Here is a 25924-nt window from a genome sequence, read left to right as displayed (position 1 = left end):
GCGCGATCTTGAGCACGAAGCAGCCCCAGGTCGTGTGCAGGCGCCCTCCAGGGCTGCGGAGCTGTGGGCGCGGCCTGCTTCACTGCGCCCGCGTCGTCGGCTCCTCGGCCATGAACTCCGTGATCAGGGCTGCCGGGTTGGCGGCCGAGGCCAGCTCGAACATCGCCTCCGGGTCGAACATGTCGTAGAGAATCACCGGGACAGGCCGCCCCAGCGCCTCGACGATCCGGCCGCTCTCGTGCAGGTGCCGGGCCGCGCCGACGCACACCTCGTGGAACCACTCGACCAACCGCTCGTCGGCGCTACCCGGCTCGTCGCCGTCCTCGTACCAGAGCTGCCGGGACTCCGCCTCCTGACGGTGCGCCTCGGCGCCCTCCGCCTCCAGCCCGACGGACCTCACCCCTTCGAGCCCCGTCACCGGGAAGCACGCGTAACTCCACCGCGCCTCCCAGGAGTCCGCCCCCGTAGCCGTCGCTTCCGCGCAGTCCGCCTCGGTCGTGCAGCCGATCGCCACGTACGGATACCGCGGGTCCTGGTCGACGCTGTCGATCCGGAACGTCACCGCGTATATCCCGTCGTCCACCGGGAAGTCCTTGACGATCTCGACGGCGGCCCGTGTCACATGCTCCTGGAACGCCATGCGGCCTCCTTCTCGATGAGGCCGGAGAGCACAGAGGCCCGGCTCACGATCCGCTCCCGTACCCGCACCGGCCTGTCCGGCCGCCCGCGCCTCAGGCGTGCGCCGGCTCCCGCCGTGTCTCCGTGGCCGCTCGGGGAGCCGGAGTTCCGCGCCAGTAACCGCAGAAGTAGATCTGCTCCTTGTCGATGCCCCGCTCGTTCACCAGGTAGCGCCGTACGGACGTGGCCAGGGTGGACTCGCCCGCTACCCAGACGTAGGGCTTGCCGGGCGGGAAGGGCAGAGTGCGCAGCACCTCCACGGTCCGGGCACCGTGGGGGCCCGAGCGGAACAGCCAGGTCGCCTCACCGGCCAGGTGCACCACGGCCTGCTCGTCCTCTACTTCGAGCAGGGTGTGCACGGGGGTGCGTATGCCTTCCAGCATGGACGAGATCGCGGGCAGAGCCGTTTCGTCGCCGATCAGCAGCTGCCAGTCCGCGTCGCCCACCTCGTACCGGGCACCGTCGCTCAGGATGCCGATCCGGTCGCCCGGTTCGGCCCGCATGGCCCAGGCGGAGGCCGGGCCGCTGTCGCCGTGCAGCGCGAAGTCGACATCGAGTCGGCAGCCGGCGGGGTCGATGCGGCGGACCGTGTAGTTGCGGACCACGGGGCGCCGGTCGGCAGGCATCGCCTGGAGCTCGGCCCACCAATCCGTGGTCGCCGGCAGCCGCAGATCGTCGTCGACCGGGAGGAAGAGCCGCACCAGATGGTCGGCGCCGGCGTAATGGAAGTCCCTCACGCCCGGGCCCTCCAGCGTGATCCGGACCATACGCGGCGCGAGGTGACGCACCTCGGCAACCGTCACGAACAGGGGTCGCTGCGGGGGAACTTCAAGGGCTGCAGGCGATTGAGACATCGAAGGACCACTCCCGAACAGGACCGCCGGACCATGATTAGGTGAGCCTCAGCTTACTTGCGCTGGGGGTGAGCGCTACCCCACCCCCACCCCCCAGCCGGCTCGGACGCGGCGTTCCCTGCCCCTTGGCCTGCGGATCCGCCCTGTGGCCCTGTCCGCGGCCTCCGACCGATCAGCTGAGCTCGGCGCCAGTCTCCTCGGCCAGCAGCTGCAGGAGGCGGTCCTGGAACGCCCCGTCGTGGACCGCCGGGTGAGGCTGTTGCCGCTGCTGGTGGTACCAGTAGCCACCCGTGGTCATCGCCTCCGGGTCATCGCCGGCGGCGAGCCATGCCTGGGTCCGATGACCGAGCTCCAGATCGTCCGGCGCACCCGGGCCGCCCATTTTTGTCGGCACCCAGCCCGGATCCACGGCATTGCTCGGCGTGCCGGGCCGCAGCCTCGCCACCGCTGCCGCCAGGGCGGTCACGAACAGCTTGCTGTCCGCGTACGCGCCAGGGCTGAGCCCCATCCAGTCGACTCCGTCGAGGGCGGGTCTGCCGCTGAAGTGCGAGCCGCTGCTCAGGTACACCAGTCGGCGTGGCGTGGGCATCAGGGCCGTGAGCAGGTAGGGGGCGATGACGTTGACGGGCATGACGGCCGGTCCGCTCCACACGCCGGCGTTGTGGATGACCGCGTCGAGCGGTGCCGCGTTGCCGAGCTCGGCGGCCATGCGCCGTACGGCATCCCGCTCGGTGAAGTCCGCCACCGTCAACTCAGCCCCACGGCCCACCAAGTCGTCCAGGTCTTGCCCCCGTCGACGATTGCGGGCGTGCACCACCACCTGGTGGCCCTGGGACAGCAGGGCATCTGCTGCCGCACGTCCGAGCCCGTCTGCGGAACCCGTCACCAGGATCCGGCTCATGACCGCACCATCCTCCCCATCGACGTCAGGAAACACGCGATCCGCGCCTCCCGCCTCCCGACGTTACGGCCGTGCGGGCGTGTCAGGGATGCACTGCCAGTACACCCCTCATCCGTGACTCGATCTTTTTGCGCCGCGCCCGTTTCCTGGATGGAGCGGTCTCCGGAGTGCCGCCGTGCGCGGCGCCCGGACCGACACGCGCATCGTCGCCTGACAGGCCCCTGCGGGCCGCGCAGACGAACTCATGCCGCAGGACGCCCCTGCCCAGCGCTGAACCGCCCCGCTGTCCCGTCCGGCCCCGCTCCCGCCCCCGCACACCTGCGCCAAGGAAAGAACCTCCCATGCCCTCCACCCCGCCCACGCCCCGGACCGGCACGCTCCCGTTCGTCGTCTGGGTACTCGCTGCCGGAACCTCCCTGATGGGGACCACGGAATTCGTCGTCGCCGGGCTGCTGCCCGAGATCGCCGCCGACCTCGACGTCAGCGTCTCCGACGCCGGACTGCTGATCACCGCGTTCGCCCTCGGCATGATCGTCGGCTCCCCCACGATGGCGATGGCCACCCTCCGCCTGCCCCAGCGCCAGACCCTGGTCCTGGCGCTCGCGGTCTTCAGCCTCGGACATGTCGCCGCCGCCCTGAGCGGCTCCTTCACCGTCGTTCTGGTCGCCCGCGTGATCACTGCCCTGGCCACCGGGGCCTTCTGGGCGGTCGGCATGGTCATCGCCAACGCCGCAGCCGGCCCCACCGCAGCCACCCGTGCCACCGGACTGATGATCGGCGGCCTCACCCTGGCCAACGTCATCGGTGTACCTGTCGGGTCCTTCGTCGGCCAGTACGTCGGCTGGCGCGGCCCCATCTGGGCTCTGGCCGTCCTGTCTGCCCTCGCCGCCCTCTTCATCGGCCGGTTCGTCCCCGCCCGGGAACGCCGCCAGACCGTCTCGTTGCGCGCCGAGTTCGGAGCCCTGCGCCAGGGTCGCCTGTGGCTCGCACTGAGTTCGGCCATGCTGATCATGGGTGGCGTCATGGCCACCTACACCTACATCACACCCCTGCTCACCGAACGCACAGGGATCCCCGAGGGCGCTGTCCCCCTCGTCCTCATCGCCTTCGGTATCGGCGCTCTGGCGGGCACCACCACCGGCGGGCGACTAGGAGAGCGCCGGCCGATGGCCACCACCATCACCGCCGCCGTAGCCACCGCGCTCGTGCTGCTGCTGATGATCCCGCTCTCCGCCCACGTCGTCACGGTCGCGGCACTCGTCCTGCTCATGGGCTGGACCGGATTCACCGTCAACCCTGTCGTCACCGCACTCGCCGTGCGCTTCGCAGGTGACGCGCCCACCCTCACTTCCGGCCTGACCACCTCCGCCTTCAACGTAGGCATCGCCGCCGGATCAGCAGTCGCGGGCATGGCCCTCGATTCCGCTGGACCGGTCGGCCCGCCGGCCGTGGGTGCCGTCATCGCGGCATGCACCGTGCTGCCCCTCGGCTCCCTCGCCCTGCACGCACGGCACCGCGGGTCATACGTCGTCGCCCAGCGCGCCCCCGTCACGAAGCGACTCACGCAGCCCCATCCCGGCAACGGCTTTGCGCGCTCATTGAACGGGTTCGTCGATGCCCCGTGCGTCGGGGATGCGAGTGCTGAGAGGGGATGCGAGCACTGAGAAGACCGAGCTTGTCCGGGCGGGCTCGTCCGGTCGTCACTCCGCCCCGCCAGGCGCTCGGGCCGGCCTTGCCGGTCGGCCGGAGCGCCTGACGGGAAGCATGGGCCGCTCGCCCGGCGGCGGGCACCGCCGCCGGCGGCCCGGCGTCCCGGTCTCCCCCTGGCATCCCGGTCGGGTCCCCCGCGGCCCGAGGCGGTTCCCTGCTCCCGGTCAGCGGCCTGCGAGAAGTTCGAGCGTGTCGATCACACGGTTCGAGAAGCCCCACTCGTTGTCGTACCACGCGACCACCTTGACGTGGCGGCCCTCGACCCGGGTGAGGGCCGAGTCGAAGATGGACGAGGCGGGATTACCCGTGATGTCGGACGACACGAGCGGGTCGTCCGAATACTCCAGGACGCCGGCGAGCGGCCCCTCCGCCGCGGTGCGGTACGCCGCCAGCACCTCGTCGCGCGTCACGTCGCGGGCGACGGTCGTGTTGAGTTCGACGATCGAGCCCACCGGCACCGGTACGCGGATCGAGTCGCCCGACAGCTTGCCGTCGAGGTTGGGCAGCACCAGGCCGATCGCCTTGGCGGCGCCGGTCGTGGTCGGCACGATGTTGACGCCGGCGGCGCGGGCACGACGGGCGTCGCGGTGCGGACCGTCCTGCAGGTTCTGTTCCTGCGTGTAGGCGTGCACCGTGGTCATGAACGCGTGCTCGATACCGGCGAGTTCGTCGAGAACCGCCGCCAGCGGCGCGAGCGCGTTGGTGGTGCAGGAGGCGTTCGAGACGATCGTGTGCACGGCCGGGTCGTAGGCGTCGGTGTTGACCCCGAACGCGAGCGTGACGTCGGCGCCGTCCGACGGGGCGCTGACGAGCACCTTCTTCGCGCCCGCGTCCAGGTGTGCCCGGGCCGCCTTGGCGGAGGTGAAGCGCCCGGTGGCCTCCAGGACGATGTCCACGCCGAGTTCGGCCCACGGCAGCTGCGCCGGTTCGCGCTCGGCGAGCACCGTGATCCGGCGGCCGTCGACGACGAGGACGTCCCCGTCGACGGTCACCGGGCGTCCGAGCCGGCCGGCCGTGCTGTCGTAGGCGAGCAGCCGGGCGAGAGTCGCGGGCTCGGTCAGGTCGTTGACGGCGACGATCTCGAGGGAGCTGTCGCGCTCCAGCAGCGCGCGCAGCACGTTGCGTCCGATGCGGCCGAATCCGTTGATGGCGATGCGAGTCATGAGTGATGTCCCTTTCTCTCCCCATCAGGCTCGCTCGCGGCGGGTGCCGGTGACAGTGGCGGGATCGCCACGGTTCAAAAGGATCCCGCCAAGCAGGTCCGGGACCGTACGGCCGGGCGCCCGGATCCCCCGGGCGGGTCACTCACCCCGGGTGAAGGTGCGCCGGTACTCACTCGGTGAGGTGCCGAGGATGCGCTGGAAATGCAGGCGGAGGTTCGCGCCGGTGCCGAGCCCGATGTCGCCGGCGATCTGTTCCACGCTGCGCTGCGAGCGCTCGAGCAGTTCGCGGGCCAGGTCGATGCGGGCGCGCATCACCCACTGCATCGGCGTGCAGCCGGTCTCCTCCACGAAGCGCCGGGAGAAGGTACGCGCCGATACGCCCGCCTGACGCGCCAGCACGTCGAGGGTGAGGGGCTCGCCGAGGCGGTTGAGCGCCCATTCACGGGTGGCGGCGAAGCGCTCGCCGAGCGGCTCGGGGACGCTGCGGGGCACGTACTGGGCTTGGCCCCCGCTGCGGTAGGGGGCCGCGACCAGACGCCTGGCCGCGTGGTTGGAGGCGGCCACTCCGAGGTCGCCGCGCAGGATGTGCAGGCACAGGTCGATGCCGGAGGCGGCGCCTGCCGAGGTGAGCACGCTGCCCTCGTCGACGAACAGCACGTTCTCGTCGACCCGCACGAGCGGATGCCTTGCCGCCAGTGCCCGCGTGTAGTGCCAGTGCGTCGTGGCGCGCCTGCCGTCGAGCAGGCCGGTGGCGGCGAGCGCGAAGGCGCCCGTGGAGATGGCGGCGAGCCGCGCGCCCCGGTCGTGGGCGGCGATCAGCGCCTCGACGACGGCCTGCGGCGGGTCGTCGCGGTCGGGGAAGCGGTAGCCGGGCACGAAGACGATGTCGGCCCACACCAGCGCGTCGAGGCCGTGGGCGACGTGGTACGCGAGCCCGTCGCCGCCGGTGACCGGACCGGGTGCCGCCCCGCACACCCGTACCTCGTACGGCATGCTCGCGCGGGTCGTGAAGACCTGCGCGGGAATCCCGACGTCGAGCGGTTTCGCGCCCTCGAGCACGAGGACGGCGACGCGATGGGGGCGGGTGGCTGCCACAGGTAGAGGTTACGTGCGGCCTGATCGCGATACGCCCGCGAACGCGGCGGCGGTGCGTCCCTGTGCGTAGGCCGCCCCGGTCGTATGCACCGGGACAGCCTCATCGGCGTCTCAGCCCGTGGTGGACTGCCGGGTGGTGGAATCGGCGGCTTCCTGCGTGGCGGCCCAGGAGGCGAGCAGGCGCAGTCCTTCTTCGGAGGGGGATCCGGGTTCGGCGGTGTAGATCGTGAGGGTGAGGCCTGGTTCGGCGGCCATGTCCAGGCCCTCGTAGGCGAGGGTGAGCTGCCCGACGGCCGGGTGGTGGAAGTGTTTGGTCCCGGTGCCGTGGTGGCGGACGTCGTGGGCGCCCCAGCGGGTACGGAATGCGTCGCTGCGGGTGGACAGCTCGCCCACGAGGTCGTGCAGGTCCTTGTCGTGCGGGTCCCGGCCGGCTTCGGTGCGGAGAATGGCCACCGCCATGTCGGCCGCCGTGTCCCAGTCTGCGTAGAAGGGCCGGGAGGCGGGGTCGAGGAAGTTGAAGCGGGCGAGGTTCGCCTGGTTGAGAGGGGTGGCGTAGACCTCGGAGTAGAAGGCGCGGGCGAGCTGGTTCGCGGCGAGGAGGTCCATGCGGCCGTTGCGGACGAAGGCGGGTCCGGCTGTGATCGCGTCCAGGGTCCACTGCAGGCTGCGGTGCGGGGTCCACTGCTGCCTGCTGGTGCGACGCCGCGGCCGGGTGAGGGCATGGGAGCCGTCGGCGGCCTGGGCGAGGTGGAGGAGGTGGGCGCGCTCGGCGTCGTCGAGCTGCAGAGCGCGTGCGACGGCTTCGAGGACGGCCGGGGAGACTCCGGCGAGGTTGCCGCGTTCGAGCTTGGCGTAGTACTCGACGCTCATGTCCGCTAGGGCCGCGACCTCGCTCCTGCGGAGGCCGGGCACCCTCCGCCGGGAGCCGGCCGGCAGTCCGGCCCGCTCCGGGGTGATCTTCGCTCGGCGCGAGGTGAGGAACTCGCGCACTTCCGCATGGTTGTCCACGTCTTCGACGGTACGGCCTGCGCGCCGCCTGAGGGATGTACTGCCGGTACACCCCTCGACAGTGACTCGCTGCTCGCGGGCGGAGCGGGTTACCTGGATGCGGTGGCGCTCCTCGTCCGGCCGGGCCGGCGGGGCGGGGGCGGCCCCGGACCGGTACTCGTACGGCGGCTCGCCGCCCGGCCCGGTCCCGCAGCCGCACCGGCGACTGCGGCCGAACACATGCCTGAGCACCTAAGGAACCCCTCATGCGCGGAGCAGTGATCCACGCCCCCGGCGACGTCCGTTTCGAGACCCTGGACGACCCGAAGATCCTCAAGCCGACCGACGCGATCATCCGGACGGCCGTCACCTGTGTGTGCGGCTCCGACCTGTGGCCCTGGCGCGGCCTGGAGCCGACCGGTGAGGCGCACCCCATGGGGCACGAATACGTCGGATTCGTCGAGGAGGTCGGCAGCGATGTCAAGTCGGTGAGGCCCGGCCAGTTCGTCGTCGGCTCGTTCGCGACCTCGGACAACACCTGTGCCAACTGTCGCAACGGTTTCCAGTCCAACTGCCTGCACCGCGAGTTCATGAGCACCTGCCAGGCGGAGTACGTACGCATCCCCAACGCCCAGGGCACCCTGGTGGCCACCGACACCGTGCCGGACGAGAAGTACTGGCCCGGGCTTCTGGCGGTCTCCGACGTCATGGGCACCGGCTGGTGGGCCGCCGACGCCGCGGAGGTGAAGCCCGGCTCGACCGCGGTCGTGGTCGGGGACGGGGCCGTGGGGCTGTGCGGGGTGATCGCGGCGAAGGAGATGGGCGCCGAGCGGATCATCGCGATGAGCCGCCACGCCTCCCGGCAGAAGCTGGCCCGTGAGTTCGGCGCCACCGACATCGTCACCGAGCGGGATGAGGAGGGTGTGGCCCGGGTCAAGGACCTCACCGGCGGGATCGGTGCGGATGCCGTCCTGGAGTGTGTGGGAACCGCCCAGGCGATGCGGCAGGCCCTGCACTCGGCGCGGCCCGGCGGCAACGTCGGCTTCGTCGGCGTCCCCCACGAGGTCGCCGTCGACGGGGAGGAGCTGTTCTTCTCCCACGTCGGCCTGCGCGGCGGCCCCGCCCCCGTGCGCCGCTACCTGCCCGAGCTGATCGACGGCGTGCTGTCGGGCCGGTTCGAACCGGGCAAGGTCTTCGACCTCACCCTGCCCCTGGACCAGGTCGCCGAGGGCTACTGGGCGATGGACGAACGGCGCGCGATCAAGACGCTCCTCACGCCCTGACTCCACGGGGCCGCCGAGGCGCTGACGTCGTCGCCGCCGCCGGGCTCCTCCCCCCCCCGGCCCCTCCAGCCCGTCCCACTCCGCCCACGACTGCGCAGAAGGAATGACCATGCAGATCACCCGAAGCTCGATGGACACGGCCAAGGGACCGGCCGGCTGGTTCACCGGCGATGTCTACATCGACGCCGTCGCCGCCGCGCCCGCGCCCTCACGGGTCACGGCCAACCTGGTGCACTTCATGCCGGGGGCGCGCACCCACTGGCACCGGCATCCGCTGGGCCAGACCGTCTTCGTCACGGAGGGCGTGGGTCTGTGTCAGCGGCGGGGCGGTCCGGTCGAGGTCATCCGCCCCGGGGACCGCGTCCTGTTCGAAGCGGACGAGGAGCACTGGCACGGCGCGGCACCCAACCGGCTGATGGTGCACCTGGCCGTCAACGAGAGCGACGCCGACCACGAGGTCGTGCACTGGCTGACTCCCGTCACCGACGAGGAGTACACCGCGGCCCCGGTGCCCGGCTGACGCGTCGCCGCCTCGCCCGGTCTCAGCGCGCCCCGGGCCGGTCGAGGTGTTCCAGGGCGCTCTCGGCCGCCTGGAGGTGCTGCGCGACGGGGCCGAAGGAGACCAGACCACTCCCGGCGCCCGCCGACTCTCCGGCGGCTGCGGCGAGTTCGTCGCGGGCACGGCGCAGGACCGGCACGTGCCCCACGGCGGCCGCGGCCCGGGCGAGTACGCACCACAGCGCCTCCTGGAGGAGGTCGTGCGGCGGGCGGGGCGCGACCGTGAGCGCCTGCCTGGCCTGCTCCGTGGCTCCGGCCCCGGCCAGCAGCAGCGGGTCCATCCACGGCCGGTAGGGACCGGCCTCGACGCGGGCGAAGTCGTCGGGGTCCGGCAAAGCCTCGCCCCGCATGACCGGAATCAGCGCGACGAGGGCCTCCGCTCCCCCGGTGAGGCCGGGCATGCCGCAGTTCGCCGTCGTCCCGAGCACCTCCTCGTACCGGGGACGGGCAGCCGCCCAGCCGTGTGTCTCGCAGATGCGCAGCGCCTGGTACCACGACGTGAACACCCCCGCGAGCGGGCGTTCGTTGCGGTGCGCGAGCCGGTCGATCTCCTCGGCCTCGGCATCGGCCGCATCAAGGTCGCCGAGTCCGGCGCATGCCTGGAGGCGGATCAGCCGCCCCAGGACCTCGTGGCCGGGAAGCTCATGGCCGGCAGCCAGCCGGGCGAGTTCCCCGCCGATCGCCTCACGGCGCACGGCCGATCCGCACCTGGCGAACGACTGCATGAAGGCACCGTTCAGGGCGAACGCCAGCACAGCCGGGTCGGCGAGGCTCCGGGCGATCCGGACAGCCTCATCGGCGGCGCGTTCCGCGCGCAGCCGCCAGGGTTCGGCAGCGGGCGAATCAGCCGCGCGGGGAAGCGACGTGTCGGCGGCGGCGTCGCCTCGTGACTCGACCGCGACGACCGACAACAGCCGGGCGCGCAAGGTCGGCGGCCCTCCGGCGCCGAGCCGCGCGGCGGCCCGGGCCGCTGCCCGGGACAGCTCACCGGCGTCCGCGGGAGCGTCAGCTCGGGTCCACAGCGCCGGCACGTCGTACGAACCGATGATCCGGGCCGCCAGTTCGTCGTCACCTGTCGTCTCGGCTGCTGCGACCAGGTCCCGCCGGTGCTCGCGCGCCTCTTCCAGACCGTCGGCGCCGGTCACCGCCAGGTCCCGCAGGAGGCCCGCGGTGGCGTGCAGCCGGGCCCGGGACCTGGCGGGCACCGAGCGCTCCCATGCGGCGGACGCCCGGCCCCAGACACCGTCCGCCACGCCGGCGAGTTCGGTCCCGGAGCCGGGTGTGCCACTGAGGATGCGCGCTTCGAGCCGGTCCAGTGCGGGACCCGGTCCGTGACCTCCGGCGGGCCCGTCCGTGAGCGCGCTACGGGCGTGACGCAGACTCTCCAGGGCCTCACCGCGGCGCCCGGACCGGTCCAGTGCGGTCGCCAGCAGAACCCAGCCGTCCTCCCGCCCCGGGTGCGCGGCGACATGAGCGCGCAGGTCGGCGACGGCGTCGCGGGCGGCGCCCGTCGCCAGCAGGGCGTCGGCGCGGCGCTCGACCGCGTCGAGGCGGAGCGCCTCCAGCCGGGCCTGCTCGGCAGCGGCCCACGCCGCATCCGGAAAGTCCGCCAGAACAGGCCCACGCCAGCGGGCGAGCGCCTCGTCCCACAGGGCGACGGCAGCGTGCGGGGGCGCCTCCACGGCACGCGCGGCAGTGTCCTCGAACCGCCAGGCGTCCACCGCCTCGCGTCCCGCGCGCAGGACGTAGCCGGGGCCGTCGGTGACCAGCAGACGGGACGGCTGCCGGGGAGGGCGCCCGGGTTCCAGTGCACGGCGCAGCGCCGCCACGAATGTGCGTACCGCCCCGATCGCGGCGGCCGGAGGTTCGTCCCCCCACAGGTCCGCGACGAGGCGGCCCACGGGCACGACCCGGTTGCGAGCGATCAGCAGCCGCCCGAGCACCTCACGGCTGCGGGGCGCTCCGAGCGGGAGCGGTGCGCCTTCGGAATCCCAGGCCTCCACCGGTCCCAGCAGTCCGAACTCCACGCCCACGGCACGGTCCCTTCGTGGGCGGCCCGCTGCCGGGGTGCCGCGTGTTCACTCATCGATCGCTGATCCGGGGCCCGCAGTGTGGTGCTGTCCCGGGGCGGCCGGACCGCGAGGTCCGGAACGTCCACTCTGCCACGAATCACAGGAGTCGCAGTGACACACCTGAGCATCCCCGGCTTCACAGAGCACCGCGTGCGGGTCGACGACGACGTGACGCTGAACGCCGCCGTCGGCGGCAGCGGCAGCCCGCTCGTCCTGCTGCACGGTTTCCCCCAGACCCACCTGATGTGGCGGCACGTCGCCGCCGATCTCGCTACGGACCACACCGTCATCTGTCCTGACCTGCGCGGCTACGGAGCCAGTGACAAGCCCGCCGGGACGGGCCCCGAGGTGTATGCGAAGCGGACCATGGGCCGGGACATCGTCCGTCTCGCCGCCGAGCTGGGGCACGACCGCTTCACTCTGGCCGGTCACGACCGCGGCGCCCTTGTCGCCTTCCGCGCCGCCATGGACCACCCCGACGCCGTGTCCCGGGCGCTCTTCCTGGACGTCCTTCCGACTCTCGACATGTGGGACGCCCTGGGTGGGGTCTCCGGCGCGGTCGGCTTCCACCTCTACCTGATGGCTCAGGCCCCCGGGCTGCCGGAGGAGATGATCGAGGCGTCCGCGGACACCTTCTTCGCCTACTTCCTCGATGCCTGGACCAACACCCCTGGCGCCATGACGGCGGACGTCCGCCGTCACTACATCGACGCCTCGGCGGCCGCCGTGCCCTCCATCGTGGCCGATTACCGCGCCTCCGCCGGCGTGGACGTGGAGCACGACACCGCCGACCGTGAGGCCGGCAACCGGCTCGCCATGCCGGTCACCGTCCTCCAGCAGGACTGGGGTGCGGCCCTGGGCTACCACGCCCAGGGGCTGTGGGGCGCCTGGGCCGGGGATCTGCGGCATCACACGGTCTCCTGCGGCCATTTCATGGCCGAGGAGGACCCGAAGCTGATCGCCTCCGAGATCCGGGCCCTCGCCGAGCGCTGACGGGTCGGGAGCCCGCTTCTCCGACCGGATCGGCCCCCTCCCCTCCCCTCCCCTCCCCGATGGCCGATGGCCGCCTTCCCTTCCCGATGGCCACCTCCCCCCGCTGGGAGGAGGGCGGTCAGCCGCCCGGGCCCGCCCGCCTATAGGAGGAGGCCCAGGACGTCTCGCCGCAGCACAGCGGCAGCACCTCCGGCGGGGGGCATCCTGGAGTCGCCGAACACAGGTCAGTGGATACGGTTCCCGCACTCGGCGGGGAACAGAACGGCGTGCGGCGGCAATTCGCCCGGGTCTCGGGCGCATACCCGCAGGCATGATTCCGGGGACCCCGCATCGGAGTACTCGACGGAGACCTCGTTCAGCACGGTGATGGTTCCGGCGTGATGCATCTCGGCCGCGTGCACACCGTCGGGGAGAGCGCCGCCGAGGTTTCCGAAGGCCGCCACGTCGCCGCCGTCGGCAATGCATTCGAAGATCTCGAAGCGCCAGTGCGCGGAAGCCTCGGCCAGTAGCGACTTACCGCACCCGCCCAGGCCGACAAGGAAATCGGTGCGGTCACGAAGGTGGTGGGCGATGGCGCAGCAGAGGGCCGGCGCCGTGCCGCCGCCAGCCTCGTGTACCCGGCATGCGGGTAGCAGGACAGGGCCTCGTCCAGGAGCCCCAAGGCGGTGTCCCGAGCCGCCGGATGTCCCTGCTGGGCGATGTCCAGCAGCAGCGGGGCAGCGACAGCGGCCGCTGGGAACACCGCGCCGCTGTGGCCATGGACTATTCCGCCCCCGGCAAGCTGAGAGCTGGCGTCTGCAGCTCGCGGCAGATTCGCCGCCTCCGAGAGGGCACGCAGCCCGTCGGCGACCCGGGCGGGTTCGTACCAGTCGGGATGGCCAGGCACGGACCCCCAGTCCACCGCGTCGATCTTGTTCAGCACAGCGGCCCCCTCGCTGTACCACTGCGACTCCCCCGGCCATCCCGGTTCAGCCGTATGCGCGACGACCTCGACGCCCCGAGCATCCACATCAGAGTGTCATGCACAGGTAACCGATGGGTGAACGCGCATGGCGCGTCCGTGAAGACCGGAAGAACTGTGGCACCCCTGCGGGAGACGTACCGCGTACCGAGCCACACGTCCGGCCGGACGGCCCCGGGGGTCCGGTTGACGGTGCCTCAGATCGATGTGAGAGATTGTCACTCCTCTTGTGAAGGACCCGTTGACGTATCCGCTTCGAGTGGCGTCGAGGGGTGACCGCGGTGGAGGCGAAAGGGCTAGTCAACCTGACGTGGCAGAGGCCGCGTTGGCCGCCTGTGCGGCCATAGCGGGAGTCCTTCGAACGTAGATCCGGTGATAGCATCCCGGCATCTGTGATCTTGATCCACTTGACGCAGAAAATGATTTCCGATCGGCGGCCTGCTCTCCGCGTAACAGCAGGTGAACAGTGCCGAGCGGCCGTGCCGCGGGTCCTTCGCGAGGTGTATCCGCCGCCGTCCGCATGCCATGCGCCGGGAAAGGTTTCCATGAATCGAGACGCACTTGTCTGGTGTCTGGTTGCGCTGACGGTGATATCCGTTGTCGCAGTCGTGGCACTCGTCGCCCGCAACAGAGCCCTGGGGGCGAAGAAGCAGCAGAACGAGGCCGAGCTGAGGCGCCAGCTGCTCGCGGCGGACAGCCTGCTTCACGCATCGCGCGCAGAGCTGCAGCAGTTCCGGAACGAGCAGGACAACACGCTCCGCGAGGCGAAGGAAGCCGCCGAGGAGAACACCAAGGCCGTTCTCAAGGGTGCGGCCAGCTTCCTGCAGAGTCTGGCCGCCGAACAGACGACCCTCCTGGACGGCATCCAGCGCAAGTACGGCAACCACGCCGTCCTGAGCGAACTGCTGGACGTCAACCACGCCAACGCCCAGATGGCGCGCAAGGCGCAGGGCATCGCCGTGATGTGCGGCGCGCCTCTCGGCCGCCGCAACAGGCCCGCGAGCGTCTACGACGTGGTGCGCAGCGCCCAGGGCCAGATCCGCAACTTCCACCGGGTCGCCATCATGCAGCAGACCGGGCTCGCGCTGAAGGCGTCCGCCGTGGCGCCGGTCGCGCTCGCCGTGGCGGAGCTGCTTGACAACGCTGCCAGCTTCTCCCAGCACGACGCACCGATCGAGGTGACGTTCCAGCGCGTACAGAACAACCTGTGCATCGTCATCGACGACGCCGGCGTCAGCATGAACGACGAGGACAGGCAGCGGGCGACCGCGCTGCTCTCGGGCGAGGTCGCCCCCCGCCTCTCGCAGCTCGGGACCCAGCCGAAGTTCGGTTTCCCGGTCGTCGGGCTGATCGCGCGTCAGCACGGTTTCAAGGTGGATGTCACCGGAGTCTCCCGGTACGGCGGCGTCCGGGCCGTCGTCCTGTTGCCCGAGGAGCTGTGGACCATGGAGGAGATACCGCCCGCCCAGGAGGCCCCCGTCAGCAACATCAGGCGTTCGGCCGAGAGCCGTCCCCAGAGCTCCGAGAGCCGCCCCCAGAGCTCGACGTCGCGCACGATGCACGGGCTTCCCAAGCGGGGAGCGCGTCAGGCGCCCATCGCGAGTGTTCCCGACCCCGACGCCACCCCGCCGGCGACGCGGACCCCGCAGGAGACGGGCCGGGCTTCCGGGCGCAGCCTGGGGGCCTTCCAGCGCGGCACGCTCTCCGGCCGCAACCTTGACGCCACCTCGCTCGAAGGGTCCGAAGACGCATGACCGCAGACCTGTCGTGGATGCTCGAGGACATCGTGCACAACGTGCCCCGTGCACGGCACGCCGTCCTGCTGTCCGCGGACGGCCTTCCCCGCGGGGCGACGGAGGGCCTGGCCGAGAAGGAAGTGCGTACCATCTCCGCCGCCATGGCGGGGATGCAGTCGCTCAGCCGCGCCACGGCCCACTTCGCCGGGCCTGAGGAGGACCGGCAGTGGAATCAGACCATCATCGAGTTCTCCCACGGGTGGAGTTTCCTGATCGGGGCGGGTCAGGGCGCCTACCTCGCCGCCGCTGCCGCCCCCGACGTGGACATGCAGCAGATCTCCTTCCGTATGCACCGCCTCGTCGCCCGGCTGGGCAACAACCTCACCTCGCCTCCGCGTGTGCGTTCCGAGGACGCCGGCGGTGCGCGGGGTACCTCGCCCCGGCGGGAGAGCGCGAGCGACGCGGGATTCGTCCTGCCCGAACTCGATGAGGTCATATCCGAGGTCAAGGGCGCGCGCCATGCGGTGCTGCTGGGGTCCGACGGCCTTCCCCGCGGGGCGACCAAGGGGATGAGCCGAGATCTCGCGGACACGATCTCCGCGGCCATGACCGGGATACACGCCTACAGCCGGGTCACCTCCCAGTTCGCGGGAGTTCTGGAGGACGCCGAGTGGCGTCAGACCGTCATCGAGTTCCAGCACGGCTGGATCTTCCTGATGGCCGCAGGCACCGGATCGTTCCTCGCCGCCGCGGCGGAGCACGACTGCGACATCGAGGAGTTCACCACGCGTCTGCACGAGGTGGTACCGAGACTGACCGCGTCCTCGACACGAGGGGAGGGCGCAGGCGATGCCTGACGGCCCCGAGCAGGATCCCGAGCTGGAACTGACGGCCCCGTTAGTCCCACTCTTCGTGATCACGAACGGCCGTGCGCTTCCTCCTGACCACGAGTACGAGCACACGACGCTCGTGACGGCGGCGGCGCAGGACGGGCCGGTCGTGGGGCGCACCCTGTCACCGGAAGCCGATCAGGTCATGGACCTGGTCGCCAACGGCTTCCTGTCCGTGGCCGAAGTCGCCGGGCACACGCACCTGCCCCTGGGCATCGTCCGCATCCTGCTGGCGCAGTTGGAGGAGGACGGCCTCATCCTCGTGAGACGGCCGATCCCGCGCGCCGAACGTGTCGACAGAGAACTGGTCAGCGCCGTGCTCGAAGGCCTGAAGAATCGATTCGGAGCGTAAACGCGTGTACCTGGATCCAGACGTCTCCCACGCGGTGAAGATCCTCATAGTGGGGCACTTCGGGGTCGGCAAGACCACCTGCATCGGCAGTCTCTCGGAGATCGAGCCGCTGCGGACCGAGGAGGAGATCACCGAGGCCAGTGTCGGCTTCGATGACCTGTCGGGAGTGCCCGACAAGAAGACCACCACCGTGGCCATGGACTTCGGCCGTCTCACTCTCAGCGACTCGCTGGTCCTCTACCTCTTCGGAACGCCCGGGCAGGAGCGTTTCAAGGAGATGTGGGAGGAGCTCTCCCGGGGCGCCCTGGGCGCGCTCGTCCTCGTCGACCCGGAACGGCTGCACGAGTCCTTCCCCGTACTGGACCTGGTCGAACGCTTCGGCCTGACGTACGCCATCGCCGTCAACCACTTCGAAGGCACCACGGACTACCCGCTCGACGAGGTGCGCGAGGCTCTGAACCTCACCGCGGAGACCCCCGTCGTGAAGTGCGACGTACGCGACGAGAGTTCCTCGGCGCAGGCCCTCATCACCCTCGTGAAACACCTCATGTCCCTACTCGGCTAGGAGCGCAGGAATGCAACAGCCACTTGATCCGCAGGAGATACCCCCCGGCTGCCCCGCGCACGGGAACGTCCAGCTCTACGGCCCCTCCTTCGGGGCCGACCCGGACGGCCACTACGCACAGCTGCGCGCGTTCGGCCTGAGCGCGCCCGTGGACATCGCCCCCGATGTCCAGGCCGAGCTCGTCACCAGCTACGACGCCGCGCTGTACGTGCTGCAGAACCCGGCCTCCTTCGTGCGCGACTCGCGCCGCTGGAAGGCCCTGAACGAGGGGCGTGTCCCGGCCGACAGCCCCGCCCTGCCCATGATGGGTTACCGCCCCAACGCGCTCTTCAGTGACGGCGCGGCCCACGCCCGCCTGCGCCAGGCCGTCACCGACAGTCTCTCCACCGTCAACGAGCACCAGCTCATCAGGCAGACCCAGCAGTCCGCCAACTATCTGATCAGCCGGTTCAGCTCCGAGCCGCGCGGTCAGGCGGAGCTCATGGCCGATTACGCCCAGCCGCTGCCGCTGCTGGTCTTCAGCGACCTGTTCGGCTGTCCGCCCGAGATCGGTGACCGGGTGATCGCCGGGATCAGCGGCATCTTCGACGGGACGCCGGGAGCCGACGAGGTGCTGGGCGGGGCGCTGACCGAACTGATCGCCCTCAAGCGGCGCCAGCCGGCGGCCGACCTGACGACCCGTCTGATGGAGCACGCCGCCCAGCTCAGCGACGAGGAGGTGCTGCACCAGCTGGTCACCCTGCTCTCCGGCGGCACCGCACCGCTGACCGCGGCCATCGGCACCAGCAGCGCCCTGTACCTCGACGAGGACTGGCAGAGCGGCCTGCCCGTCGAGGACGCCGTGTCCCAGACCCTGTGGAACTACGCGCCGATCGCCAACTACGCGGCCCACTACCCGACCCACGACGTCGAGCTGGGTGGCCGGGTGATCCAGGCGAACGACCCGGTCCTGATCTCCTTCGCCGCGGCCAACACCGACCCGAAGCTGACCGCGCACCGCGAACAGCTCAGCGCCAAGGCCCACCTGGCGTTCGGAGCCGGCCCGCACGCCTGTCCGGCCAAGGACCCGGCGTTCATGATCGCGGTGACGGCCGTGGAGGCGCTCCTCAACCGGCTGCCCGACGTCGAGATGCGCGTCCCGTTCAAGGCACTCACCTGGGCCCCCAGCCCGTGGAGCCGTTCGCTGGTGACCCTGCCGATCCGCTTCACCCCGCGGACGGTTCCCTCGGCCGCCGAGTCCGCTTCCCCGCACGGGGGCCAGGGCTACCAGCAGCAGACCGGTGCCTCGGCGCCGTCCGCCGCCGCCCCGTCGCGCCCGGCACCGTCCGCCGCACCGCAGCACAAGGGAGGCCTGTTCAGCCGCTTCCTGGCCTGGACACGGGGTGAGTGAGGCGAGAGTGATCTAAGTAACCTTCTGTGTACCCAGGGGTAGTGGATGCTTTAACGATCATGTGGGTATGCATGGCGGCTGGTTCTCAGAAAGGAGCCGCCACTATGGGGGTTACCACAACTCCGTCGTACGACCGTCGGGCGTCTGCCTCCCTCTTCTCCCGTCTACGGACGGCAGGAGGGCAGGCCGACCCCTTCCCGATCTACGCCGAACTCCTCGCGAGAGGCGAGGTCGTACCCGCTCCTTGGGGCGGCTCGGTCGTCACCGGTTTCGCCGCCTGCGACCAGGTGCTGCGCAACCGTGACTGGCTGGAGCCCGACAAGCGCTGGCGAGAGCGTCAGGGGGCGGGTACGCGGTGGAACGCGCCGTCCTCACGCGAGATGAGCAACACCCTGGCCGCCCTCAACCCGCCCGACCACACCAGGGTGCGGCGCGCGGCGGGCACGTTCGACCGGGCCACCGTGGAGCGGATCGGCAGGGGCGTCAGCAAGACCGCGGATCGGCTTCTCGACTCCTTCACGGAACGAATACGCACCGGCGAGGCGGACTTCGCGGCCCTGGTCTGCGAGGAACTGCCGGTTGCCACCATCGGGGACTGGCTCGGGCTGCCCCAGGCGGACTGGCCCCGGCTGCGTCAGCTGACCCACGACCAGGTGTTCACCCAGGAGCTGCTCCCCTCGGCCAGCCAGCTCGCCCTGTCCGACGCCGCCACGGCCGAACTCCGTACCTACTTCATGGACCTCGTCCGGCACCGCCGCGCGCACCCCGGCGAGGATCCCGTCACCGGGTGGATCCGGACCTGGGACGCGATGGAGACCGACCAGGACAAGGCCGACGAGGGGGTCTACTTCCTCGTCCTGTTCGTCCTGCTGGCCGCCCTGGAGACCACCGCGACCCTCCTGTCGACGATGACGCTCCGGCTCGTCGAGAGCCCCGAACGCTGGGACCAGGTCGCCGACAACCCCGGTCTCGTGGCCGGCTTCGTCGAGGAGACCCTGCGCTACGACCCGCCCACCCACGTCATCAGCCGGGTGGCTTCCAAGGACCTGGTACTCGGCGGGCACGAGGTCCGCCGTGACGAGATGGTGCATCTCATGGTCGGCGCGGCACACCGGGACCCGGCCCGGCACAACGATCCCGACCGCTTCGACCCTGAGCGTTCCCCCGGCCACCTCGCGTTCAGCGGAGGCATCCACTACTGCCTCGGCGCTCCGCTGGCCCGTCTGGAGGCGCAGACCCTTCTCCGTCAGCTGATCCGCCGTGTTCCCCGTCTGACCCTCGTACGCCCCCCGTCGATGGCGCCCCGCGTGGCGTTCCGGCGCCTGCTGAACCTGGATGTAGCACTCGCATGACCGAACCGAGCCCCACCAGCGTCCCCGCCCGCACGAACACCCGCCCCTCCCCCAAGGCGATACTCGTCGAGCAGCACGGACCCGTACTCCATGTCCGCCTCAACCCCTGGGAGGGCGCGGACACGCTCGACGCCGCCGTCCTGGACGACCTGGCCGCGCTCCTCGACGACCTGCACGAGAGACCGGACATCCGCGTCCTGACCTTGTCCTCACTGGGTGAGGACTTCTGTCTCGGCGCCGACCGCGGTGAATACCAGGAGGCCCTGGCCGCCGATCCGACCGGCGCGAGTCTGCGGCGCATCGCGGACAGGGCCCACCGGCTGTGCCAGGCCCTGGAGAACACGCACGTGGTCACCATCGCCCGTCTGCACGGGCGCGTCATCGGCGCGGGGCTCGCGCTCGCCTCGTTCTGCGACCTCCGCGCCGGGGCGGACACCAGTCGCTTCCGCATGCCGGAGGTCGGCATAGGTCTGCCGCCCGCCTGGGGCGGCGCGATGGGGCGCCTGGTCTCCGAAGCCGGCGCCGCCAGGATCCGTGAACTCATGCTCACCTGCGACGTGTTCGACGCCGAGGCCGCGCAGCGCATAGGCCTTCTGCACCGGACGGCGCCGCTCGACCGGCTGGACGCGGTCGTCGACGCCTGGACGAGACCCCTCGTCCGGCGCTCGCCGGAAGCCCTGGTCCTCACCAAGCGCATGCTGGCCGGCTACGCACGCGCCGACCGGACGGCGGACGTCTCCCTGCTCGACTCCCATCTCCTGACGGCTTCTCTGCAGCAGTACGCAAAGGGCTGACGGCGCGAGGACCAGCACGACACACGGCATGAGCGTTCGAGGATCCCGGCCGTGGCCGCCGTCAGGGTGACCTTGCCGCAGACCCTCGATCGCCTTGCCGCCCCGGCGGCTCAGGGGCCCCACAGCCGTCGCGTGGCTCGCCCACGCCGTCCTGCCTGCCCCGGGGCCGGCGTCACGAGCGGCGCCGAAACCCTCGGCCGCTGCGCCCGCATGCCCGGCCCGCGGCGCCGTGGCTCCGAGAAGAACCTGAGCAAGCGCGGCGAGCCCGCGCCCCGGTCCGATGCTCGCGGTGGACTCGCCCCCAGGTAGACCCCTCGCGCGCCGGACGCGCGACGAGGTCGTGGGGCGGCGACAGGACCCGGAACGAGCTCCGGCCGGGGCCCGGCCGGCCGGTTCGGTTCACGTTGCGGCGACGCCTCAGCCTGGCCATTTCTCTCCTCATGACCGCCGCCCCCCGAGCGAATCCCTGTCCGGCCACCACGCTTCCGCCCGCCCGCCGAGGCCGACCGGGTCGAGGGCCGCCGGGTCACGCGTGTTGCGGCGGCATTGCCGCATTGCCAGAACCATTGACCTTCCGGTGCGAGACGTTTACGTTGCCGAACTAACAGAATGTTATTGGACAACTTGTTCGGTTACGCAACTGAGGGAGGCTCGTGGTGCCACGATCCACCGAAACCACGCCCGCCGAATTGTCGGTACGACCCGAGTCCACGACGCCACGCACCGGCCGCCGGGCCTGGGTCATCCTGGTGATGATCGTGGTCTTCATGATGATCAGCTACGCCGACAAGGCCGTCCTCGGCCTCGCGGCGGTGCCGCTGATGGAGGAACTGGGCATCGGCAAGAGCACGTACGGGCTGATCTCCAGCTCCTTCTACCTGCTGTTCAGCCTCTCCGGGCTCATCGTCGGCTTCTTCTCGACGAGGATCTCCAGCCGCGCCCTGCTTCTCGTGATGGCCGCACTCTGGGCCGTCGCGCAGCTCCCGGTCCTGGTGGTGGCCGCCGTGCCTTCACTGATCGCCGGACGCGTACTGCTCGGAATGGCCGAAGGCCCCGCTGCCTCCATGTCCATGCACGCGCTGTACAAGTGGTTCCCGGCGGGCAGGCGCGGCCTGCCGTCCGCACTGCAGATCGGCGGGGCCGCTCTCGGGACCGCAGTCTCCGCGCCGCTGCTGACCTGGCTCATCGTGGACCACGGCTGGCGTTCCGCCTTCCTGGCCCTCATGCTCGTCAGCGCCGCGTGGTGCCTGGTCTGGCCCTTCGTGGGGCACGACGGTCCGTTCGGCGGCGAGCTCCGCCCGTCCGCGCGCGCAGGCCTCCCCGCACCCGTGGCGGGCCCGCCCCTGCGCGCGCTGCTGACCAACGGCACCGTGACGGGTGGCATCCTGAGCGCCTTCGGGTCCCACTGGGCACTGGCCCTGTCCAGCGCGTGGCTGCCGGTCTACCTTCAGACGCAGATGGACATGACAGCCACGCGCGCCTCCACCGTCCTCAGCGGGGTGTCCGTGGTGAGCCTGATCCTGCTGCTGTCCGTGCCGGCGTATGTGGACCGCCTCAAGCGCAGGGGCGTTTCCAGCAGGCACGCGGACGGCATCCCGCAAGGCGCGGCGGTCCTGGTCGCGGGCTGCGCGATGGCCCTGCTGCCCATCGTCGGCGGCTTGCCTGCCCAACTCCTGCTGATCGCCGTTGCGTTCGGCTGCCACGCGGTCGCCCTGCCGCTGCACTACGTCACCACGGCGGCGGTGGTCCCCGACGGCCGCCGCGGCGCGGTCTTCGGGATCGTCGCGGCGTCGGGGACCCTTCCGGGGCTGTTCGTCCCCTACCTGACCGGCCACCTCGTCGACAACGCGGCCACGGAGGCGGCAGGTTACACCGAGGCGTTCCTCCTGTCCGCGGGCGTGATGGCGGTGTGCGGCGTGCTGGCGATCGCCACCGTCCGCCCCGAGCGGGACGCCCTGCGCCTCCAAGCCGCAGGCGCGCCCACGCCCGCGGCTCAGACGGGCGCGTCGAAGCCCGTGGCCCAGTAACGGCCTCGCAGGGCGAGGTCGAGCAGCATGCGCACGACCTCTTCCGCCGGCATGGGGGGCACGTCGTGCTCCACCCACCACTGCAGCACTCCGACCTGTTCGCCCACCCACGCCCTGGCCAGGATCTCGGAATCGATCCTCGGCTCCACGGCGTTGCGCTCAGAACGCCCGCGGAACTCCTGTGCGGCGACGCGCGCGCAGGCGTCCGTGAACATGCGCAGCGGCTTGCCGTCGCCCTCCCCGCGGAGCACGATCCGGTAGAGGTCACGGTCCTCCTGCGCGTGGCGCAGCATCTGCAGGATCGGTTTGCCGGTGAAGCCCACCGCACTGTCCTGCACCGCCGGACGCAGCCGGGCGTCGAGTTCGGCCAGGAGGTCCGCGGTGACCCGGGCGAAGAGTTCGTCCTTGTCACGGAAGTGGCTGTAGAAGGTCGCGCGGGCCACGTCCGCCCGCTGGGTGATGTCCTCGACGCTCAGAGCGGTGAACCCCCGGTCGAGCACGAGTTCCACCAAGGCGTCACGCAGCGCCTTGCGCGTCTTGCGGATGCGCCTGTCCTCGGCCAACGCCGTCCCTCTTTTCATCGCCGCGCCCAGGCCCCCTGCGGTGGGGGCGACAGCTCAGTGTACGGAAGCCTTGACAGTCACCCCGTTACTGAACAGACTGTCCAAAAATTTGCGCCACGTCGTTTTATGTGAGCACTGCGCCTCGCCCTCATGTGTCCGGTCCCAGGAGCCGCCCGATGAATCTCGGTACGTATCTCACCCGCAGCGCCCGCCACTGGCCTGCCCACCCCGCCCTCGTGTGCGGGGGCCAGACCTGGTCGTACGAACGGCTGGAGACCGCCACCAACCGCCTGGCGTCGGCGCTGCTGCGGCGAGGGCTGCGCCCCGGCGACGCCGTGGCCTCGCTGGCGTGGAACCGCGCCGAACTCGTGGAGGTCGAGTTCGCCCTGTACAAGGCGGGGCTGATCCGGGTACCCGTCAACGCCCGGCTCGGCCGCGTGGAGATCGAGCACATCCTGCGGGACGCACCCGTGCGGGTCCTCGTCTTCGACGCCGCGCACCGGGACGACGCGCTGGCCGCCGTCGAGGCGGCGGGCACCGGATGCCTTCCGGTCCAGCTCGACGCCGTGGACGAGCACGCACCGGCGGACCCCCACGTCGTTCCGTACGCCGTCCTGTCGGCCGAGGGCGACGACACCGCGGTCGCGGTCGAGACCGCTGAACACGATCCCGCCGTACTCAACTTCACGTCGGGCTCGACCGGTGCGCTCAAGGCGGCGGTGCAGACCTTCGGCAACCGTCTCGCGAACATGCGCAAGACCCTCATGAGCGAGGAGTCCCGGCCCGGCCCCGGTACCCGCTATCTGGCCTGCGGCCCGATCACGCACGCCACGGGCATGGTGCTGCTCGCCGGTGTGTTCGGTGGCGCGACCACGCACGTGCTGCCCACCTGGAGCGCGGAGGCGTTTCTCGACACCGTCGAGCGGGAGCGGATCACCGCGACCTTCCTGGTGCCCGCCATGCTCAACATGGTGCTGGCCCACCCGGGGGCCGCGGAACGCGATCTGTCGAGCCTGACGAGCGTCCGCATAGGCGGGGCCCCGGTGTCCCCCCAGCGGCTGCGGGAGGCCGTCGCCCTGTTCGGGCCGGTCGTGGCCCAGGGTTATGGCCTGGCGGAAACCACCAGCGTCGTGGCCGGGCTGTCGAGTCAGGACATCGAGCGGGCGGTCACCGAGGACGCCGAACTCCTCCGGTCGTGCGGGCGTCCCGCCTACGACTCCGAGGTGCGCGTGGTGGACGAGCGGGGAGACGAACTGCCCCCTCGCGAGATCGGGGAGATCATCGTGCGCGGCCCGGACTGCGTACGCGAGTACTGGCGTGCTCCCGAACTGTCGGCGCAGACCTTCCGCGACGGCTGGGTGCACACCGGCGACCTGGCCTGGATGCGTGAGGACGGCTATCTGTTCCTCGTCGACCGCAAGAAGGACATGATCATCTCCGGCGGCTTCAACATCTACAGCACCGAGGTGGAGACCGCCCTCTACGAACACCCCGCCGTCCAGGAAGCCTGTGTGATCGGTGTCCCCGACGAGAAGTGGGGCGAGGCGGTCAAGGCCGTGGTCGTGACCCGCCCCGGGCACCACGTCACCGATCAGGAGCTGGCCGACTTCTGTGCCGACCGCCTCGACCGCTTCAAGAAACCCCGCTCGGTCGACTTCGTGGCCGCCCTCCCCCACAACCGCAACGGCAAGCTCGACCGCAAGGCCGTGCGCGAGCCCTACTGGGCCGGCGCCGACCGGCGCGTGCACTGACACACCCTCAGGAGAGACCTCACATGACCTTCTCGTTCCGCCCCTCCTACGAGGACCCGCAGCTCGCCGGCCTCGTCGACCGCCTGCGTGACTATCTGGACGGCGAGCTCGCCGACTACGAGCGGGACCGTGGCATCACACGTGACACCCGGCTCACCCGAGCCGACCTCGAACCCGTCTGGCGGCGCAGCCGCGAACTCGGCTTCTACGGGATCCATCTGCCCGAGGAGTACGGTGGCCAGGCCCTCAGCAACGTCGAGCTCGCCGCCCTCAAGGAGGAGATCGGCGCGTGCGGACGGGTCCTGGGCCACTCCGTGCTCGGCGACATGGGCGGACCGCTCAGGGCCGGGGACATCCTCAAGCACGCCACGGAGCACCAGCTCACCACCTATCTCCTGCCGCTCGTACGCGGCGAGCGGGCGTGCTGCTTCTCCCTCACCGAGGCCGACGCCGGATCCGACGTCCGGTCCATGACGACCACGGCCGTCCGGGACGGGGACGGATACCGGCTGACCGGCCACAAGGTGTTCAGCTCGGCCGGCCCCTTCGCCGACTTCGCGATCGTCGTCGCCAGGACGGCCGGTACCGAGGACTCCTTCTCGGCGTTCCTGGTCGACCTGGACAGCCCCGGGTGCAGCGTGGTGGAGGGTGCGACGCCGATGTCAGGCGAACACATCGAGAGCGACATCATCCTGACCGACTGCCACGTCCCCGCCGCCAACCTGCTGGGCGAAGAGGGGCAGGGGCTGAAGATCGCCCTGGGCCGGGTGACGAAGAACCGGCTGCTGCACTGCCCCACCGCCATCGGCGCCGCCCGGCGCGCCCTGCAGCTGACCCGCGACCGGGCGCTGAGCCGCACGGCCGCGGGGGGCCGGCCCCTCATGGCGCTGCAGTCCATCCAGCACAAGCTGGCCGACATGGCGACCGACCTCTACGCCGCCCGTTCCATGACCTACGCCGCTCTGGTGGCCCTGGACAGCGGTGCGGACGTCCGGGCGGAGGCGTTCATGTGCAAGCTGTTCGTCGCTGAGTCCGCCTTCCGCATCCTCGACCAGGCCGTCCAGATCCACGGCAAGGACGGGCTCACCCAGGGCAACGAGATCGAGTACCTGTTCCGCAAGATGCGGATGTTCCGCGTCCTGACCGGTACCTCCGAGATCCAGCGCAACGGCATCGCCAAGTCGCTGGTCACGCTGGCCTGAGGCGCAGCGGTCCCAACCGTTTCCTCAGGGCGCCGCAGCCGCCCCGC

General features: G+C 71.0%; 23 protein-coding genes. 15 read left to right on the top strand and 8 right to left on the bottom strand.

From position 1 onward, the window contains the following. Nucleotides 1-79: 79 nt before the first annotated feature. The 3 genes from ABZY45_RS12820 to ABZY45_RS12810 form a co-directional block, all read right to left on the bottom strand. Nucleotides 80-640 (bottom strand): hypothetical protein, encoded by a 561-nt coding sequence (locus ABZY45_RS12820; protein WP_356739136.1) that lies wholly within the window; start codon nucleotides 638-640, stop codon nucleotides 80-82. A 91-nt stretch (nucleotides 641-731) separates the two neighbouring features. After that, on the bottom strand, nucleotides 732-1532 hold the full coding sequence (locus ABZY45_RS12815; RefSeq protein WP_356739134.1) for a siderophore-interacting protein: 801 nt from the start codon (nucleotides 1530-1532) through the stop codon (nucleotides 732-734). A gap of 172 nt (nucleotides 1533-1704) precedes the next feature. Then, nucleotides 1705-2433, bottom strand: coding sequence for an SDR family NAD(P)-dependent oxidoreductase (locus tag ABZY45_RS12810; RefSeq protein ID WP_356739132.1), 729 nt, complete (start codon nucleotides 2431-2433; stop codon nucleotides 1705-1707). 341 nt (nucleotides 2434-2774) lie between these two features. On the opposite strand from ABZY45_RS12810, the gene ABZY45_RS12805 reads away from it, so the two are divergent. After that, nucleotides 2775-4097: an MFS transporter gene (locus ABZY45_RS12805; protein ID WP_356739130.1), complete on the top strand. Its 1323-nt coding sequence runs from the start codon at nucleotides 2775-2777 to the stop codon at nucleotides 4095-4097. A 210-nt stretch (nucleotides 4098-4307) separates the two neighbouring features. Here the strand turns inward: ABZY45_RS12805 and gap are convergent, their stop codons facing one another. The 3 genes from gap to ABZY45_RS12790 all read right to left on the bottom strand — a co-directional run bounded on the left by gap (nucleotide 4308) and on the right by ABZY45_RS12790 (nucleotide 7409). Continuing rightward, nucleotides 4308-5306, bottom strand: coding sequence for a type I glyceraldehyde-3-phosphate dehydrogenase (gene gap / locus ABZY45_RS12800; RefSeq protein WP_356739128.1), 999 nt, complete (start codon nucleotides 5304-5306; stop codon nucleotides 4308-4310). 138 nt (nucleotides 5307-5444) lie between these two features. Further along, entirely contained in the window at nucleotides 5445-6401 is a 957-nt protein-coding gene (locus ABZY45_RS12795; protein ID WP_356739126.1) for a helix-turn-helix domain-containing protein, read from the bottom strand. A gap of 111 nt (nucleotides 6402-6512) precedes the next feature. Then, nucleotides 6513-7409 (bottom strand): helix-turn-helix transcriptional regulator, encoded by an 897-nt coding sequence (locus ABZY45_RS12790; RefSeq protein WP_356739124.1) that lies wholly within the window; start codon nucleotides 7407-7409, stop codon nucleotides 6513-6515. Between the two features lie 245 nt (nucleotides 7410-7654). On the opposite strand from ABZY45_RS12790, the gene ABZY45_RS12785 reads away from it, so the two are divergent. After that, the gene (locus tag ABZY45_RS12785; protein WP_356739122.1) at nucleotides 7655-8671 is read left to right on the top strand and encodes a zinc-dependent alcohol dehydrogenase family protein; all 1017 of its coding nucleotides are present in this window, start codon (nucleotides 7655-7657) and stop codon (nucleotides 8669-8671) included. Between the two features lie 109 nt (nucleotides 8672-8780). Further along, complete coding sequence (locus ABZY45_RS12780) at nucleotides 8781-9191, top strand: cupin domain-containing protein (protein ID WP_356739120.1); 411 nt, start codon at nucleotides 8781-8783, stop codon at nucleotides 9189-9191. 22 nt (nucleotides 9192-9213) lie between these two features. Here ABZY45_RS12780 and ABZY45_RS12775 read toward each other — a convergent pair whose 3' ends face one another. After that, nucleotides 9214-11262 carry an AfsR/SARP family transcriptional regulator gene (locus ABZY45_RS12775; RefSeq protein ID WP_356739118.1) on the bottom strand — a complete coding sequence of 683 codons (2049 nt, stop codon included), beginning with the start codon at nucleotides 11260-11262 and terminating at the stop codon, nucleotides 9214-9216. 150 nt (nucleotides 11263-11412) lie between these two features. Here ABZY45_RS12775 and ABZY45_RS12770 point away from each other — a divergent pair, with 150 nt between their 5' ends. The 10 genes from ABZY45_RS12770 to ABZY45_RS12725 all read left to right on the top strand — a co-directional run bounded on the left by ABZY45_RS12770 (nucleotide 11413) and on the right by ABZY45_RS12725 (nucleotide 22361). After that, entirely contained in the window at nucleotides 11413-12294 is an 882-nt protein-coding gene (locus ABZY45_RS12770; protein ID WP_356739116.1) for an alpha/beta hydrolase, read from the top strand. A 377-nt stretch (nucleotides 12295-12671) separates the two neighbouring features. Then, on the top strand, nucleotides 12672-12803 hold the full coding sequence (locus tag ABZY45_RS12765; RefSeq protein ID WP_356739114.1) for a hypothetical protein: 132 nt from the start codon (nucleotides 12672-12674) through the stop codon (nucleotides 12801-12803). A 997-nt stretch (nucleotides 12804-13800) separates the two neighbouring features. Then, on the top strand, nucleotides 13801-15009 hold the full coding sequence (locus tag ABZY45_RS12760; RefSeq protein WP_356739112.1) for an ATP-binding protein: 1209 nt from the start codon (nucleotides 13801-13803) through the stop codon (nucleotides 15007-15009). Beyond that, nucleotides 15006-15848, top strand: coding sequence for a roadblock/LC7 domain-containing protein (locus tag ABZY45_RS12755; RefSeq protein ID WP_356739110.1), 843 nt, complete (start codon nucleotides 15006-15008; stop codon nucleotides 15846-15848). Before ABZY45_RS12760 ends, ABZY45_RS12755 begins: the two co-directional genes overlap by 4 nt. Then, on the top strand, nucleotides 15841-16233 hold the full coding sequence (locus ABZY45_RS12750) for a DUF742 domain-containing protein (protein ID WP_145807328.1): 393 nt from the start codon (nucleotides 15841-15843) through the stop codon (nucleotides 16231-16233). Before ABZY45_RS12755 ends, ABZY45_RS12750 begins: the two co-directional genes overlap by 8 nt. 4 nt (nucleotides 16234-16237) lie before the next feature. After that, a complete protein-coding gene (locus ABZY45_RS12745) occupies nucleotides 16238-16798 on the top strand; it encodes an ATP/GTP-binding protein (RefSeq protein ID WP_145807330.1) in 561 nt (186 codons plus the stop codon). A 10-nt stretch (nucleotides 16799-16808) separates the two neighbouring features. Further along, a complete protein-coding gene (locus tag ABZY45_RS12740) occupies nucleotides 16809-18188 on the top strand; it encodes a cytochrome P450 (RefSeq protein WP_356739107.1) in 1380 nt (459 codons plus the stop codon). Between the two features lie 104 nt (nucleotides 18189-18292). Continuing rightward, nucleotides 18293-19540, top strand: a complete 1248-nt coding sequence (locus ABZY45_RS12735; protein WP_356739104.1) for a cytochrome P450 — start codon at nucleotides 18293-18295, stop codon at nucleotides 19538-19540. Continuing rightward, on the top strand, nucleotides 19537-20334 hold the full coding sequence (locus tag ABZY45_RS12730; RefSeq protein WP_356739102.1) for an enoyl-CoA hydratase/isomerase family protein: 798 nt from the start codon (nucleotides 19537-19539) through the stop codon (nucleotides 20332-20334). The genes ABZY45_RS12735 and ABZY45_RS12730 overlap by 4 nt, the downstream gene beginning before the upstream one ends. Before the next feature lie 689 nt (nucleotides 20335-21023). Then, nucleotides 21024-22361: an MFS transporter gene (locus ABZY45_RS12725; protein WP_356739100.1), complete on the top strand. Its 1338-nt coding sequence runs from the start codon at nucleotides 21024-21026 to the stop codon at nucleotides 22359-22361. On the opposite strand, the gene ABZY45_RS12720 is transcribed toward ABZY45_RS12725, so the two are convergent. After that, nucleotides 22328-22924: a TetR/AcrR family transcriptional regulator gene (locus ABZY45_RS12720; RefSeq protein ID WP_356739098.1), complete on the bottom strand. Its 597-nt coding sequence runs from the start codon at nucleotides 22922-22924 to the stop codon at nucleotides 22328-22330. The two genes, ABZY45_RS12725 and ABZY45_RS12720, sit on opposite strands and share 34 nt — an antisense overlap. Before the next feature lie 176 nt (nucleotides 22925-23100). On the opposite strand from ABZY45_RS12720, the gene ABZY45_RS12715 reads away from it, so the two are divergent. Next, nucleotides 23101-24675 (top strand): AMP-binding protein, encoded by a 1575-nt coding sequence (locus ABZY45_RS12715; RefSeq protein ID WP_356739096.1) that lies wholly within the window; start codon nucleotides 23101-23103, stop codon nucleotides 24673-24675. 23 nt (nucleotides 24676-24698) lie between these two features. Continuing rightward, nucleotides 24699-25877 carry an acyl-CoA dehydrogenase family protein gene (locus ABZY45_RS12710; protein ID WP_356739094.1) on the top strand — a complete coding sequence of 393 codons (1179 nt, stop codon included), beginning with the start codon at nucleotides 24699-24701 and terminating at the stop codon, nucleotides 25875-25877. Nucleotides 25878-25924 lie beyond the last annotated feature (47 nt).

Source organism: Streptomyces sp. NPDC006516 (assembly GCF_040611875.1).
In the GTDB taxonomy this organism is placed as follows: Bacteria; Actinomycetota; Actinomycetes; order Streptomycetales; family Streptomycetaceae; genus Streptomyces.
This window is presented reverse-complemented; position numbering and strand designations above follow the sequence as displayed.

Excerpts from the sequence above, each read along its gene's own strand:
- ABZY45_RS12820 (WP_356739136.1), bottom strand. The coding sequence starts at position 640 with ATGGCGTTCCAGGAGCATGTGACACGGGCCGCCGTCGAGATCGTCAAG.
- ABZY45_RS12815 (WP_356739134.1), bottom strand. The coding sequence starts at position 1,532 with ATGTCTCAATCGCCTGCAGCCCTTGAAGTTCCCCCGCAGCGACCCCTG.
- ABZY45_RS12810 (WP_356739132.1), bottom strand. The coding sequence starts at position 2,433 with ATGAGCCGGATCCTGGTGACGGGTTCCGCAGACGGGCTCGGACGTGCG.
- ABZY45_RS12805 (WP_356739130.1), top strand. The coding sequence starts at position 2,775 with ATGCCCTCCACCCCGCCCACGCCCCGGACCGGCACGCTCCCGTTCGTC.
- gap (WP_356739128.1), bottom strand. The coding sequence starts at position 5,306 with ATGACTCGCATCGCCATCAACGGATTCGGCCGCATCGGACGCAACGTG.
- ABZY45_RS12785 (WP_356739122.1), top strand. The coding sequence starts at position 7,655 with ATGCGCGGAGCAGTGATCCACGCCCCCGGCGACGTCCGTTTCGAGACC.
- ABZY45_RS12780 (WP_356739120.1), top strand. The coding sequence starts at position 8,781 with ATGCAGATCACCCGAAGCTCGATGGACACGGCCAAGGGACCGGCCGGC.
- ABZY45_RS12760 (WP_356739112.1), top strand. The coding sequence starts at position 13,801 with ATGAATCGAGACGCACTTGTCTGGTGTCTGGTTGCGCTGACGGTGATA.
- ABZY45_RS12755 (WP_356739110.1), top strand. The coding sequence starts at position 15,006 with ATGACCGCAGACCTGTCGTGGATGCTCGAGGACATCGTGCACAACGTG.
- ABZY45_RS12750 (WP_145807328.1), top strand. The coding sequence starts at position 15,841 with ATGCCTGACGGCCCCGAGCAGGATCCCGAGCTGGAACTGACGGCCCCG.
- ABZY45_RS12740 (WP_356739107.1), top strand. The coding sequence starts at position 16,809 with ATGCAACAGCCACTTGATCCGCAGGAGATACCCCCCGGCTGCCCCGCG.
- ABZY45_RS12735 (WP_356739104.1), top strand. The coding sequence starts at position 18,293 with ATGGGGGTTACCACAACTCCGTCGTACGACCGTCGGGCGTCTGCCTCC.
- ABZY45_RS12730 (WP_356739102.1), top strand. The coding sequence starts at position 19,537 with ATGACCGAACCGAGCCCCACCAGCGTCCCCGCCCGCACGAACACCCGC.
- ABZY45_RS12715 (WP_356739096.1), top strand. The coding sequence starts at position 23,101 with ATGAATCTCGGTACGTATCTCACCCGCAGCGCCCGCCACTGGCCTGCC.
- ABZY45_RS12710 (WP_356739094.1), top strand. The coding sequence starts at position 24,699 with ATGACCTTCTCGTTCCGCCCCTCCTACGAGGACCCGCAGCTCGCCGGC.